This is a genomic window from Pseudomonas sp. NFACC13-1, from assembly GCF_900104425.1.
In the GTDB taxonomy this organism is placed as follows: domain Bacteria; phylum Pseudomonadota; class Gammaproteobacteria; order Pseudomonadales; family Pseudomonadaceae; genus Aquipseudomonas; species Aquipseudomonas fluorescens_AA.
In genome coordinates this window covers 274,173-288,594 of the sequence record NZ_FMXV01000005.1, presented here as the reverse complement: position 1 = coordinate 288,594, position 14,422 = coordinate 274,173, and the positions used below count along the sequence as shown (strand labels likewise).

General features: G+C 59.7%; 11 protein-coding genes and 1 pseudogene. 11 read left to right on the top strand and 1 reads right to left on the bottom strand.

From position 1 onward, the window contains the following. Window positions 1-12: 12 nt before the first annotated feature. The 7 genes and pseudogenes from BLQ55_RS09590 to BLQ55_RS09560 all read left to right on the top strand — a co-directional run bounded on the left by BLQ55_RS09590 (window position 13) and on the right by BLQ55_RS09560 (window position 6,648). Window positions 13-258 (top strand): acyl carrier protein, encoded by a 246-nt coding sequence (locus tag BLQ55_RS09590; protein ID WP_176814198.1) that lies wholly within the window; start codon window positions 13-15, stop codon window positions 256-258. 8 nt (window positions 259-266) lie between these two features. After that, on the top strand, window positions 267-1,484 hold the full coding sequence (locus tag BLQ55_RS09585; RefSeq protein WP_092253588.1) for a beta-ketoacyl-[acyl-carrier-protein] synthase family protein: 1,218 nt from the start codon (window positions 267-269) through the stop codon (window positions 1,482-1,484). Further along, window positions 1,481-2,452: an SDR family NAD(P)-dependent oxidoreductase gene (locus BLQ55_RS09580; protein ID WP_092253586.1), complete on the top strand. Its 972-nt coding sequence runs from the start codon at window positions 1,481-1,483 to the stop codon at window positions 2,450-2,452. The genes BLQ55_RS09585 and BLQ55_RS09580 overlap by 4 nt, the downstream gene beginning before the upstream one ends. Window positions 2,453-2,463: 11 nt before the next feature. Beyond that, window positions 2,464-3,993: an acyl-CoA dehydrogenase family protein gene (locus tag BLQ55_RS09575; RefSeq protein ID WP_143011713.1), complete on the top strand. Its 1,530-nt coding sequence runs from the start codon at window positions 2,464-2,466 to the stop codon at window positions 3,991-3,993. After that, on the top strand, window positions 3,990-5,225 hold the full coding sequence (locus BLQ55_RS09570; RefSeq protein ID WP_143011712.1) for a hypothetical protein: 1,236 nt from the start codon (window positions 3,990-3,992) through the stop codon (window positions 5,223-5,225). Before BLQ55_RS09575 ends, BLQ55_RS09570 begins: the two co-directional genes overlap by 4 nt. A gap of 620 nt (window positions 5,226-5,845) precedes the next feature. Next, window positions 5,846-5,980 (top strand): annotated as a pseudogene (locus BLQ55_RS09565) (Arm DNA-binding domain-containing protein); the annotation flags it as partial. Window positions 5,981-6,093: 113 nt separating this feature from the next. Beyond that, the gene (locus BLQ55_RS09560) at window positions 6,094-6,648 is read left to right on the top strand and encodes a DcrB/PsbP domain-containing protein (RefSeq protein ID WP_092253641.1); all 555 of its coding nucleotides are present in this window, start codon (window positions 6,094-6,096) and stop codon (window positions 6,646-6,648) included. A 116-nt stretch (window positions 6,649-6,764) separates the two neighbouring features. On the opposite strand, the gene BLQ55_RS09555 is transcribed toward BLQ55_RS09560, so the two are convergent. Beyond that, window positions 6,765-7,679, bottom strand: a complete 915-nt coding sequence (locus BLQ55_RS09555) for a LysR family transcriptional regulator (RefSeq protein WP_069970812.1) — start codon at window positions 7,677-7,679, stop codon at window positions 6,765-6,767. Window positions 7,680-7,936: 257 nt separating this feature from the next. Between BLQ55_RS09555 and BLQ55_RS09550 the strand changes: the two genes are divergently transcribed. The 4 genes from BLQ55_RS09550 to pgm all read left to right on the top strand — a co-directional run bounded on the left by BLQ55_RS09550 (window position 7,937) and on the right by pgm (window position 14,359). Continuing rightward, window positions 7,937-8,962 carry a zinc-dependent alcohol dehydrogenase family protein gene (locus BLQ55_RS09550; protein WP_092199908.1) on the top strand — a complete coding sequence of 342 codons (1,026 nt, stop codon included), beginning with the start codon at window positions 7,937-7,939 and terminating at the stop codon, window positions 8,960-8,962. Between the two features lie 677 nt (window positions 8,963-9,639). Then, window positions 9,640-11,130: a hypothetical protein gene (locus tag BLQ55_RS09545; RefSeq protein WP_092253582.1), complete on the top strand. Its 1,491-nt coding sequence runs from the start codon at window positions 9,640-9,642 to the stop codon at window positions 11,128-11,130. Window positions 11,131-11,226: 96 nt separating this feature from the next. Then, entirely contained in the window at window positions 11,227-12,621 is a 1,395-nt protein-coding gene (locus BLQ55_RS09540; protein ID WP_092199902.1) for an aminotransferase-like domain-containing protein, read from the top strand. Between the two features lie 91 nt (window positions 12,622-12,712). After that, on the top strand, window positions 12,713-14,359 hold the full coding sequence (gene pgm / locus BLQ55_RS09535; RefSeq protein ID WP_092199899.1) for a phosphoglucomutase (alpha-D-glucose-1,6-bisphosphate-dependent): 1,647 nt from the start codon (window positions 12,713-12,715) through the stop codon (window positions 14,357-14,359). Window positions 14,360-14,422: the final 63 nt, after the last annotated feature.

Here is a 14,422-nt window from a genome sequence, read left to right as displayed (position 1 = left end):
GAGAGTCCCCGTATGTCGACTGAATCGCTGCAAACCCTGGTGCTGGAGCTGCTCGCCAGCACGCTGGAACTGGATATCACTGAGCTGGATACGCAACTGAGCATCGAAGAGCTGGGGCTCGACTCGCTGGACGTACTGAAGCTCACCTACGCAATTGAAAAGCGATTCGCTGTCAATTTATCAGCGTACAGCCATACCGATATCAGCTCCGTGTCTCGCCTGGTGGAAATACTTGCTGAACGGCTGGCCTTCAAGTGAGCGGTTTCATGAACACAGTTGTCATCACCGGAGCGGGGTGTGTGTCACCGTTTGGTGTGGGTCGAGCGCTTCTTTGGGAGGGGTTGGCCACAGGACAATGTGCGATCGCACCAGTGCCTCGTTTGATCGACGTTGTCGGCGGCACATGTAACGCGGGGGCGTTGCCGGGGGATGCACTTGATGGCCTGTTCACGGCCAATGAGTTGTTACTGTTAGACCGCGCGAGTCAGTTTGCACTGCTGTCAGCGGCAGAGGCGCTGGCCATGGCCGGTCTGAACCCGGCAACGGTTGACCCCTACAGGTGCGCGGTCTACATGGGCACCGCCGTGGGTGGCAGCGAGTCGTTGCACAGCGCCTATCTGGATCTCTATCAGGCCGGCAGCGCTACACTCGCGCCGTGGACGGTGCCCCGGGTCATGGCGAATGCCGCAGCCAGTCACATAAGCCTAAAATACGGTTTCAAGGGCCCGGCGCTCACCGTCAGCACCGCGTGTGCCTCTTCCACACAGGCGATTGGCGAGGCTTATCGGTTGTTGCGATGCGGTGATGCAGACCTGGTGATGGCAGGTGGTACTGACGCATGTCTTAACGCACTGGTCTGGAAAGCGTGGGAGGCGTTGCGAGCCATGGCCCCCGATACCTGCCGGCCATTTTCCGTTGGCCGGCGTGGCATGGTGCTGGGCGAGGGGGGCGGTGTATTGGTTCTGGAGACCCTGGCGCATGCCCGAGCGCGCGGCGCACCGATACTGGCTCACGTATTGGGGTATGGGGTCAACAGTGACGCTGGCGACCTACTCAAGCCATCCGTGGAAGGCCCTGCTCAGGCCATGCGCCAGGCCATTGCCGACAGCTGCTTGCCCGTCGAGGCATTCAGTTACATCAACGCCCATGGCACCGGCACTTTACTCAATGACCGGTGCGAAACGGCGGCGATCAAACAAGTATTCGGCGCTCATGCGTCTTCGCTGGGCGTGTCATCCGTCAAGTCCTCGATAGGTCACCTGATGGGCGCTGCGGGCGTGGTCGAGTTGATTGGGGGGCTTATGAGCTCGATACACAATCAGATTCCCGGAACCCTCAATTATCTGGGGCAGGATGCCGAGTGCGACTTGGACTATGTGACTGGGGGCGCGCGCGAGGCCAATGTGAAAGCGTGGCTGAAAAACTCCTTCGCGTTTGGTGGCCTTAATGTTTCCTTGGCTCTGGCTGCGCAGGGCGCTCAATGATTCTGGTCACCGGCGCCAGTGGATGCCTGGGCAGTCATATCGTGCGGGAGCTGCTGGAACAGGGTGAGAACGTGGCAGTGCTGGTCTTGCCGAACGATCCAGCCGCAGCGTTGCAGAGCCTGCGCGAAGGTTTGGTCTGGCGCGAAGGCGATCTTCTGGATCCCGCCAGCCTCGGGTCCGCGCTTGAAGGCGTCACACAGATCTACCATGCCGCCGGTTTGGCGCTGCCTTACGAGTGCGAGCGCAAGCGTATGTTTGCGGTCAACGTGCAGGGAACGGTGAATTTGCTGCGGGCCGCTCGCGACGCGAGGGTCGAGCGCATCTTGCACGTATCGTCCATTGCTGCCGTTGGCTATCCGGCCGAGGAAGCGGACGAGTCAATGATCTATAACGGCGATGCATTTCGGCTGGCCTATATGCACAGCAAGCGTGATGCAGAAGATCAGGTCCGTGGCTTCTGTGCGTCGGGCATGGATATTGTCATTGCGTGTCCCTCTGCGGTCATCGCCTCCAACTGCGATGTGCTGCATGGATGGGGGAAGGTCATGCTTGATCTGCAGCTTCGACGCCTGCCGTTTATCCCACCCGGCGGCATTGCGGTCATCGGCGCGCAAGATCTGGTGAGGGGGCTGCTGGCCGTCATGGCCAAAGGCAAGAGCGGGGAGCGATATATCCTGAATGCTCATAACGTCAGCTATCTCGAATTATTCACCTGCATGGCCGCTGCGATGGCCGTCGAAGCACCGCGCTGGCAGCCTCGCACATTGGGATGGATCGTCGCCCTTTTGCGGCCGTTGGACGTATTGCTCACGAGAATACCCCTTAGGCTCTCGGCCGATGTCGTTGCGTTGCTGGGCAGGCAGGTTCATTACCGAAGTGACAAGGCTCGTCGGCAATTAGGCTTCGCGCCGACACAATCACTGGAGCATATGGTCCATGAGGCTGCAAGCTGGTTGACGAGTCGATAGGAGATTAGTCTTTGAATGCATGGATGATGCTTGATCCTCAAGCACGGCAGGACACGCCTGCTGTGACTGAGTTGAATGCATGGTTGCAGGACTGGGCGAAACGCCTGGACTTTCGCCTCATGGATGAGCGCCGTTGCCTGCCGCCGCACTTGGTGCTGGCAGTCGGGAACCGGGGTTTACTGGGAATGCAGGTGCCCGCCGACTATGGCGGCCGGTTGTGCTTGTCCAACTTCGAATTGCTGCGAGTACAGCGTCAATTGGGCGCCATTGATCTGACCTTGGCTTTTTTTATCGGTCTCAACAACGGGCTGGGTATCCGTCCTATTCAACGCTTCGCGGCGCCAGCCATCAAAGAGCGGTACCTGCCGCAACTGGCGAATGGTCGAATGCTCGCCGCGTTTGCGTTGACTGAGCGGGTGGCGGGCTCCAACCCGTTGGGCATGGCGGCCTGCGCGCAACGTGAAGGCAATGTGTTCAGGCTTGATGGGACTAAGTCCTGGTCAGGTTCGGCTGCATGGGCGGGCGTCATTTCGGTATTCGCCCGGCATATTGATGACCAAGGGCGTGAGCTCGGCTATTTGGGACTCTGTGTAGATGCAGAGCAACAAGGTATGCGCCAGGGTAGCGAAGCGATGACGCTTGGCCTCAAAGGCATGGTGCAGAACCAACTGCATTTTGAAGCTGCGCTGGTCAACCAGGACCGAGTCCTGGGAAGTGCCTATGCAGGCCTGGCTGTGGCCAGCGACACGATGGCGTTCGGCCGGCTGGGAATTGCCGCTACCTGTGTCGGTGGGTTATGGCGGTGTGTTCAGTTGATGATCCGCTATAGCACCCGACGTAGCCTGGGCGGTCACCGTCTTTGGGATCATGAGCATACTCAACGTGTGGTTGATGACGCGCTCTGTGCAGCGACTGCAATTGGTAATTGGGTCGATGACCTGGCGCTACGACTGGATCAGGGCTTACCTGACGCTCCCCCCGAGGTCCTGGCAGCGACGAAGTGGTTGGCCAGCGAGGTGCTTGGGGAGGTCAGTGATAGCGCGCTGCAGATGCTAGGGGCTCGCGGCTATTGCGATAACAATCCCATTGGACAACTCTGGCGCGACGCTCGTATTACGCGTTTATTCGAAGGGCCTTCGGAAACGCTGGCGGCTTTCATCGGCCAGCGCGTGCTGGAACAACCCAGCACGGTCATCGCCTACCTTGACCAGACTGCCCATGGCGAAATTACCCGAGCACGAATCCTGGAGTGGACCGCCGAAGAGGTGTCCGCCTCGCGTTTATCTGCGGGTACGCTCAGGTTGGGGGAATGTGCTGCCTGGTTGATGCTCTCGTCGCAACCGCTGGATGAATTCTGTCGCCGTTGGGTGGACTATCGACTGGAGAGGGCGCTGCACGCGTGGGAAAGAACACGTTTACCTATCAGAAAAACGAATTACTCAAGCGATTGGGCAACGATTGATGCAGGTCTTCAGGATTGCATCCAGCCCGGTGAAGAGCGCGAGATCGACCCTTTGCTTGCCTCACAGGTGAGCCTATGAACGTACCGGCAGTGAAGGTTGGCCTTGCATTAGCAACACTGAGTAATGTCTGTTGCGGCGCCGCTCTCGACGCACTCGATTTCAATGGTCGTCTGGAAACCCGACAGGCGTTGAACCGCGAAGGCGAGTGGGGGCTCAACGAGTACTCCGCATTGTTGGGGGGGAGCTGGCAGGATGCATCTGGCTGGCGCTACAAGTTGCAAGTCAGGGCTTTGCAGGAAAATAAACTGGACGGCGACTATCACGAAGTCGAGCCCCGTGAACTCTTCGCTGAATACCAAGGCGAACGATGTACCTCCACGCTGGGGATACAACAAGTCGTCTGGGGCAGCGCTGACCGGCTCAGGGTCCTGGACGTGATCCATGCGTTTGACCGTCGCGAAGGCTATTTCGGCGACTATGTCCAGCAACGACGCCCATTGGCCATGCTCAACAGTGAATGCTCGGTATTCCAGGATCAATCCTTACAACTGCTGTTGATCCCCCAGACGCGTAAGGACCTCCTTCCCGATAGCGGTGCCCGTTTTGCTGAAACCAGGGTCAGCGATTATTTGGGCAATATCCCTCAAACCGAAGCGGATGGTCCGGATTGGCGTAAACCTTCCGACTGGACACCCGCCTTGCGTTGGAGCGGCAACGCCCATGGGGTGGACTACTCCCTGAATGGCTGGCACGGCTGGCAGACTGAAGAGACCTACTCCGCCCGGCTGACACCCGCTGGCCTGAGTTATCGAGAAGCACTGAAGCGTCGCACACTGCTTGGCGGCTCATTCGCGATGCCGATAGGGCCGGTGGTATTCAAGGGGGAAGCGGCCTTCGTACCTGATGCCTATCGTTACTCCCAGGCACAAACCGGCATCGTTGAGCTGAAGAAGAACCGTGAGAAGCAATTGCTGCTGGGCGTGGATTACTTGAGTGGAGACTGGTTCTTCGGCATGCAGTACTACAACGTCTGGAAGGATGCCGTGGCGCATGCCGTCGATCAGGATCGCACGCAAATGATCAGCTTGGCGGTACGCCGCGAGCTGTGGCAGGGCCGGCTTTACCTCACCGCTTACGTTGCGCAGGACCTGCGCCTGGATGCGCAATATGCTTCTTTGGAAATGCGGTACGACGTTGATGCTCACTGGCAGCTACGTACGGGTGTGGACATATTCGAGGGAAGTCAGCGCAGCTTCGGTTATTTTGATGAACAAAGCCGGTGGATCAATGCTGTGCGTTATTCCTTTTAGCGTGGGCATGCGCTGCGTTAATGTCATTTTTGCGGGCGATGGCGACTCAGTCTGCAAATCCCTGGTGGTTCGATGAGTCGATATGCGAACTACTTAGCCCGCCGAGATGAGACATATGGTGTGACATCTCTGTCTTCTACAGCCTGAAGCTCGAAGAACTGCCCTTTGGCAATTGGTCGGTGTCTGGTAGCTCAGCGGAAAACTTGACCTGGCGTTGGCGTTGAAAGCCTCCGCCACTGGCCGAGCCTATTCGGTTAAATGTGATGTGGGCGAGCAGGACTACTTCCATGGCCTGAACCTTCTATGTGAGTCTTACTTCTTTGTCGTAGGGGGCAGCGTCAAGGCCAAGTGCCCCCCTGGGTTCTTTCTAATTTGCACCCAACAATGATTTACCGATTGCGTTAGGTGCGATAATGATGCGCTTGCCGTGAGGCGTTGGCCACACGAACTGACGGATCTCAAGTGGCGCAAATGTAAATCACCAAAACGCTCTCCTCTTCTGGTGAGGTGGTGGCCAGGAGTGGCAGTGACCCGATGAAGAACGCATAAATCACCTCCCTCGATGCCCGCTGCCAGAATCCAACCTTGTCCTAGGTTTTCAGTAGCAAACGCATGTACCCCATCTGCGCTACTACCGGCTCGGCAAGCAGAAGCGCATCTCCTTGGGCACCTATCCTGAGATTGGTCTGCGTGAAGCACGCACCTTGCGTGATGAAGCCCGGGCGCTCCTCGCGAAGGGTATCAATCCCATGACCGCAAATATGCTGCGGGTGTGAACAACATCTGGGCAAGTGAGCAGGCAAGTAAGCTAGGCTGTTCGCACGACAGGCCGTCGGTATTCGATGGCCTGAAAATAAAGGCGCTATCAATGTCGAAGCATTTGCTGTTGGGCTGGACCCGTTCCTTGTGCGTGCTTGCTGCCTTGAGCGGCGGGGCTACCATGGCAGTTGCTGCCTCGCCTGAAAAAACTGCTACGGCGGAATCGGACACCCAATCGGTGTCCCTGGCAGGCGGCAAGCTGAAGTTCATGTTGAAAGGCGTCGAGGCCCGTACCTTGAACAGCGAGAACGGCGGCACGATGTACTTCGATCCGAAAAGCGAGCAGGCCATCATCGTTACCGAAGGACCGGCGCCGACTGCGGGCACCACCCCGGACGCTGCGTTTCGCCTTGCCGTGGATACCTTGAAGGAAAAGCAGCAAACCGCGTCACCCAACTTTCGCATGACTGGCGAGAAGACCATTCAGGTGAACGGCTTGAAGATGTACCGCCTGGACGGCACCGACGATTTCAACGGCCTGAAACTACTGATGGCCTCGTTGATGACGATGAACGATCAGAAGATCACCATCATCGAAGTGATGTCCAGCGAAAACGACCCGGCCGGCCATACCGCTGCGTTGAAGAACATTCTGGGCAAGTAAACCGCAGGTTTCCGGATAGTCAGCCACATCGCGGCGCGCGCCGCGGGCAATAGTGGACCGAAATTAACAATAACTGATTGTTATAAAACAGGTTTATGGAATTTACTGGAACTCCATTACAAGCTATCGGGGTCCCCGAAGAACATCTGAATCCGCGAACGCAACCAGCGTTCACCCGGATCATTGTCCTGAGAACCCCGCCAAGCCATGTGCAGTTCGAAGCTGCGCACCGGTATGGGCGGGTCTTCGGCGCGTACGCCACCGGCGGCGGTCAGCGCGTCGGCGGTGTAGTCGGGCACGGTGGCGATGATGTCGGTGCCCGACAGCAGGGTGCTCAAGCCATTGAACTGCGGCACGGCCAACACCACATGGCGCTTGCGGTCGAGCTTCGCCAGCTCTTCATCGATGAAACCGCTCAGGTCACCGGCGAAGGAGACCAGGGCGTGGGGGCGGGCGCAGAACTCGTCCAGGGTCAGCCGTCCCGGCGCGGTGTCAGCCCGCAACACTTTGGGCAGGCTGCGCCGCAGGACCTTGCGCTTGGCGTTGGCCGGGAGGTCGTCGGTGTAGCTGACGCCGATGGAGATTTCACCGGACGCCAGCAGGCCCGGCATCAGGATGTAGTTGACCCGGCGCACCACCAGCACAATGCCCGGCGCTTCGGCCCGCAGGCGTTTGAGCAGCATGGGCAGCAGGGCGAATTCGGCGTCGTCCGACAGGCCGATGCGAAACACCGAGGTGCTGGTGGCCGGGTCGAATTCCGCGGCGCGGCTGACTGCCGTGGAAATCGAATCCAGGGCTGGAGAGAGCAGGGCGAAGATCTCGACCGCCCGGGCCGATGGTTCCATGCTGCGGCCGGTGCGCACGAACAGTGGGTCATCGAACAGGCTGCGCAGGCGCGACAGTGCGGCGCTGATGGCTGGCTGGCCAAGAAACAGCTTCTCGGCCGCGCGAGTCACGCTGCGTTCATGCATCAATGTTTCGAATACGATCAACAGGTTCAGATCGACACGCCGCAGGTCATTACGATTCATCTGGGGTCCTGGCAGATTCGGTAAGCTTGACGTGAACGGCCATATGGGAACAATGGCCGGCATGAATCTTACGGGGAAAGGCTGGTACTCTGCACCGGCTAATTGAGTTTTCTCAGGTTAAGTCCTACAGGAGTGGTTGGTTTTTCTTGCTGCGGAATCAATGACAGGCATGTCGACTATTAATAGCCACTGATGGTCTTGGCCACAAAGCCCGGATAGAGTTCGTGGCATTAGAGGTTACTTTGACGAGGTTTGCGATGTCCCGCACGATCCGTTTTCACAAGTTTGGTGGTGCCGAGGTGCTCAAATGCGAAGAGCATGCGGCGGCTCTTCCTGCGCCAGGAGAAGTGCAGGTCCGCGTCGAAGCGATCGGCATCAGTTGGTACGACACCTTGTGGCGCCAGAACCTGGCGTCCTCCCAGGCGCGCCTGCCTTCGGGCCTGGGCCATGAAATGGCCGGGGTGGTCACGGCCGTCGGCGACGGCATCGATGACTTGGCCGTGGGCGACAAGGTTGCCAGTTTTCCGGCCGAAAGCCCGAACGATTATCCGGTGTACGGTGAAGTCATCGTGCTGCCCCGCACCGCGCTGACCCGTTATCCCGACGTGCTCAGCCCGATCGAAGCCGCCGTGCATTACACGCCGCTGCTGATCGCCTATTTCGCCTACATGGACCTGGCGCGGGTCAAACCGGGGCAATTCGCCCTGGTCACCGATGCCAGTCATTGTGCCGGCCCGTCCTTTGTCCAGTTGGGCAAGGCCTTGGGAGTGCGGGTGATTGCGGCCACCAAGACAGCTGACGAGCGTGAATACCTGCTGTCGCTGGGCGCCGAGAAAGTCATCGTCACCGAAGAGCAGGACTTGCTGATGCAAATCAACAAGCTCACCGACAGCCGTGGCGTCGACGTGGTATTCGACGGCCTTGGCGGGCCGCAGATGTCGCTATTGGGCGATGTGCTGGCACCCCGTGGCAGCCTGGTGTTGTATGGCTTGCAGGGCGGCAACCAGACGCCGTTCCCGGCCTGCGCGGCGTTCCAGAAGAACATTCAGTTCTTCGTGCACTGCATCGGCAACTTTACCGGCAAACCGGAACTGGGCATCCTCCAGGACCACGTGGCGCTGCAGCGAGCATTGCGTGATATCAACCAACTGACCGCCGATCGCGTGCTGTTGCCACTCAAGACTCGGGTCTTCCCGTTCTCCGAGTTTGTCGAAGCGCACCGGTACATGGGTGAATGCCCTTGCCGTGAGCGCGTTGCCCTTCAGGTCGTCGACCCCGCCTGATAGCTGTCTTGCGCAAGAGTCATCGCCGGGCTCTTGCGCTGCCTCCGGTTCGATCCCTATCCCTCCTTTCCCACGCACTGGCGCCTGACGGCGGTGCGTTCGTGCCTCGTAAGGCCCCCCAAGCAACCTGTCCCGGTTCTCTTGAAGCAGAAACGGTTTACCGGTTAACAATCTGAACTGGTTTTTGCCCTCAATCTGTATCTTCTAATCATTATTTAAGTCCTGATAATTGAACGCTGATTTCCATATCAAGGAAGAAGTCGTGGTGCGGTGTAACTTTTTCGAAGGCTTTCATCCTTCAAGGCGCATTCAAGGTACAGCGAACGTTAATTGGCACGGGGCTATCTATCGATCCCGGAGAAAACAGGGTGAGGTACAAGGTCAAATAAAGTTCGGTAAGTTCCTTATTTCTCGTACTCATTGTCTGTGGGACGTTGTCGGAATTCTCCTAGGACGTGCCGCCAGCCCGGCAAGGCCCCGTATTTTCAAGGGTTGCAGCGACGGCACCCAGGAGCACGGGATGACTTTTCGCGTATGTATCAAATAATGACGACAAGCAACGCTTGGGCGTATTGCTAATACTCTTTGAGTACTAGAACGATTCATTCAGACCAACACGTCGCGCGGTCACGTTGGTGCGGGTGCGGCGCCGATAGTTGAATTTCAGGTAAATGGCTATGAGTGCAATTCATGAGCAGGCAATGACTCACGTATATCAACAGATACTGCAACGATTGTTGGGTTTTTATTCCCGGGCCGAACGGACCGCGTTGCAGCTTTTGATCCAGCGCTTGATTGTCGCCGCCGGAGGCATCGATCGGATTGGCGATTATCGTGTGTTGACGGTCCAGAACGGGAGCCGGGAGAGCTTTTATGTACTGACCGCCTTGCGGGCCGCCCAGTTGAGCATCGCCGGCCGGCATCCGGTGACCTTCGCCTTGCGCGTCGCCACGCCGCGCTTGAGCGAGACCACCCAGGCGATGCTGGAGAACATCCACCGCTGCTACAGCGCACTGTTTGTCTACGACGATCCCCGGGTCGAATTGCTGATGGCCGATAACCGCGAGGTGTTGCCGTTCAATCACCGCCAGCCCTTGTCGGTGGCGGGGCACGAGGCCAATCGCATGGACCTGCTGGCCTTGGGGCACCTTCGCTCGGTCGACAGTCCCCTGGAAATCGGGAACGACGGTTACCTGGCGATGGCCGAATTCTATCGGCACATGGCCCGCTGGGAGTCTGGCGTGGATTCGATGGTCAGCAGCGATACGCCGCGCCAGCAAAAACAGTTCATTTCAGGCCTGCGTCGCGCGGCCCGAAAAATCGGTCTGCCGACCGACAATATCGGTTGTTTCGACAGCCTCTTCGCGCACCTCGATACCTTGAGCAGCGACCTCTACGAGCATTTCTACGGTCCCGAGCGCCTCGGCGCCTGGAAGCCCGAGGGGCATTTCGAGGCCTGCCGGCGGATGAGCCACATCGGCATCGACGACCTGATCGTCGACCGCCTCGAGGGCACCAACTGGCCGCTTTTCAACGAATTCCTGCGGGTGCAGACCGACGGCCTCATGCCCTCGGCGATTGAAAACGAATACCTCAGCCCATTGCTGTCGGCCCATTTGCATGGCCTGCAGGCCTGCTACGTGCAAGGGCGCAGCTACGAAACGGGATACAGCGACTACGTACAGCGGGCGATCATGATCATGCATCGCAAGCAACTGCCAGAACACGCCTGCGAGCAGGCTCGGGCGTTGTTCGGCTCGCCTTCGGCGATTCCCGAGCGCCGCGCCTACGCCGCCCTCGAAGCGCAAAAGGTCCTGGGGCTCAGCGAAACGCAACTGGTGTGCATGCTGTTCGCGCCATTCGTGGGGCAGGGCGCGGGCCTGGAACACTTCCTGCGCTGTTGCCACCCCGGCATGCTGGTGGCGATGCCGGATCTGCACAAGGCCATGCAGGGCGCGGCGGTCGCCGATCAGATCGCGCAATGGATGATCGACGTCAGTGGCCTGCCCATCGATATCCTTGGCAAGCTGTACCGGGCGAGCGTCACGGTACCGGAACAACCGGAAGCGGTTCCGGAAGCTGATCTGCAGCAGACCCTCGACGACGTTGACACCGAAGGAGCCGGGCAGGCCGCCGACGAGTCGCACGAACGCTCGGCAAGGCACTGAGGAACGAGGTTTGATGGATTCGTCTACCTCGTCCCTGGTCGTGATGCCCGGCGTTGCGGCCTGGCCGACTGCAACCTTTTCGCCTGGTGTGATTCCATGAAAGGTTGCCGGGAGACAGACTTCGCCTACCAGGCGGTTTATCGCTACCTGACCACGTTGATCAACGAACTGGAGGTGGATGCCCGGGTGCGCCTGCCTTCGCTGCGGCAATTGGCCGAGCGTCTGAATGTGTCGATATCGACCATCCAGTACGCTTATTCGTTGCTGGAGAAGGAGGGGCGGGTCTACTCGATCGCCAAGTCCGGCTATTACGCGCTGCCGGCGCCCAGCATGACGACCCTGGAGGGCGGGGACGATTTGCTCGAGAGCCTGTACGTCAATGCCCGGCGGCCCGGCATGCTGGTGCTCAGCGCGGACGAACCGGCGTCGATGCAGCCGTTGGACAGCCCGATGCTGTTGCTCGAGCGCGAGCTGCTGCGCCAGTACCCACGTTCCTCGCAGACGCCCTCGCAACCCTGGGGCGAGCTGGAACTGCGCACGGCGCTGGCGGCCCGCTACACCTCTTCGCCGGCCCGTTGCTGGAATGCCGATGACGTCTACATCGGTGCCGATCTGCAGGGCGTGCTGGAGATCCTGATCGCCGTGCTTGCACTCAGGGGCGCCACAGTACTGATCGAGTCGCCCTGCGACTGGGCGGTGTTGCGCCTGCTGCAGGCAGCCGACATCAAGGTCATTGAGCTGCCTCTGGCCGGCGAGGGGATCGACATCGAGCAGTTGGAGCAGTTGCTGGAGAGCGAAGCGGTACGCCTGGTGGTGCTGTCCTCAGTCCTGAACATGCCAACGGGTTCGCTGGTTCCTGAAGAGAACCGTCGTGCCATCGCCCAATTGCTGGAACGGCATGGCACGTGGGTGCTGGAGAACGACAGTCATACCGACCTGGCGTTCGAGGCCGGGACGACACCTTTTCGGGACTTGCTCGACCCGGACCGGTTGATCGTCTATTCCACGTTCGAGAAGACCATCGGCCCAGAGGCGCCATATGGCTACGTGTTGTCGCGCCAGATGACCCTGCACCTGCAACGACATTTCCTGCTGCGGGCGTTTCGTCTGTCGCCGATTCGCCAGAAAGCCATCGCCCGGCTGTACAGCAACGGTCGGATTGACCAGCATTTGCTGGTGTTGCGGCGCCTGCTGCGCGAAAGCGCGGTTTCGACCGCACAATTGCTGCGCGAGCGGCTGGGCGATAGCCTGCAATGGACGGAACCCCAAGGTGGCGCGACGATCTGGATGCGCTCGACGCGACGGGTTGATTTACGGCGGGTTTTCCATCGGCTGCTGGCCCAGCGAATCGTCATCGCACCGGGGGAGTTGTTCAGCCTTCATGGCCTGTATGGGCAACATATGCGCCTGACCCATGCGCTCAATGGGCCCCAGGACCTGGATGCCGCACTCTGCGCGCTGGCTGACGCCCTGAGGCTCGAACAAGCGTAATTGGCGGCGATGGATCGAACCCGTCGCGCCATGGTCGAACTGTCAGTAAACTGCACCCCATTTCCCGAGCCACTCCACTCAGAGGTTTTGCATGACAGTCAGTCCATTTGCGGGCAAGCCGGCACCGGCAGAGTTGTTGATCGATATCCCGCGACTGGTGACGGCCTACTACACCGGCCGACCCGATGCCTCGGTTGCGACCCAGCGCGTGGCTTTTGGCACCTCCGGCCACCGTGGCAGCTCCTTCGACCTGGGCTTTAACGAGTGGCACGTGTTGGCAATCAGCCAGGCGATCTGCCTGTACCGCGAAGCCCAGGGCATCAACGGGCCGTTGTTCGTCGGTATCGATACCCATGCGCTGTCGACCCCGGCGGGCGCCAGCGCGCTGGAAGTCTTCGCGGCCAACGGTGTGACCGTCATGATCGCCGAGGGGGATGAATACACCCCGACGCCGGCGGTTTCCCACGCCATTCTCTGCTACAACCGTGGCCGCACCTCGGGCCTGGCGGACGGTATCGTCATCACGCCGTCCCACAACCCACCGCAAAGTGGCGGCTACAAGTACAACCCCACCAACGGCGGTCCGGCCGATACCCACATCACCAAGTGGATCGAAGCCAAGGCCAATGAACTGCTGGCCAACCAGCTCGTCGGCGTCAAGCGAGTCAGCTACGAGCAGGCCCTGAAAGCCGATACCACCCACCGTCACGACTATGTCAACACTTACGTGGCGGACCTGGTCAATGTCATCGATTTCGATGCCATCCGCACCGCCGGGTTGCACCTGGGCGTCGATCCGCTGGGCGGCGCAGGCGTGCGCTACTGGCCGGCCATTGCCGAGCATTACCGCCTGGACCTGGACGTGGTGAACACCCACGTGGATTCCACCTTCCGCTTCATGACCGTCGACTGGGATGGGCAGATCCGCATGGACCCATCCTCCAGCCACGCCATGCAAGGGTTGATTGGCCTGAAGGAGCGTTTCGACGTGGCCTTCGCCTGCGACCCGGACCATGACCGCCATGGCATCGTGACGCCGTCCGGCGGCCTGTTGGCGCCGAACAATTACCTGGCGGTGTCCATCGACTACCTGTTCCAGAATCGCCCGCAATGGCGTGCCGATGCCGGCGTGGGCAAGACGGTGGTCAGCAGCGGCCTGATCGATCGCGTCGCCAAGCGCCTGGGGCGCCGTCTCTATGAAGTGCCGGTAGGCTTCAAGTGGTTTGCCGACGGCCTGTTCGATGGTTCCCTGGGCTTTGGCGGTGAAGAAAGCGCCGGTGCTTCGTTCTTGCGCAAGGACGGCGGCGTCTGGAGCACCGACAAGGACGGCCTGATTCCGGCGTTGTTGGCGGCTGAAATGACGGCGCGCACCGGTCGCGACCCGAGCCAGGCCTACCGCGCCTTGACCGACGAACTGGGTGAACCGTTCTCGGTACGCGTCGATGCCAAGGCCAACCCGCAACAGAAGGCACTGCTGAGCAAGCTGTCGCCAGATCAGGTGACCTCTACCGAACTGGCGGGGGAGAAGATCCAGAGCATCCTCAGCCATGCACCGGGTAATGACCAGGCCATCGGTGGCCTGAAGGTCATGACCGAAAACGGCTGGTTCGCGGCGCGTCCGTCCGGCACCGAGGATATCTACAAGATCTACGCCGAAAGCTTCATTGGCGATGCGCACCTCAAGCAACTGGTGGCCGAGGCGCAAACGTTGGTGGATGGGGCGATCACCAGCAAGTGATACCTGTGATGTGAGCTTGTGGCGAGGGAGCTTGCTCCCGCGCCACAAGAGCAGCAGTGCAGC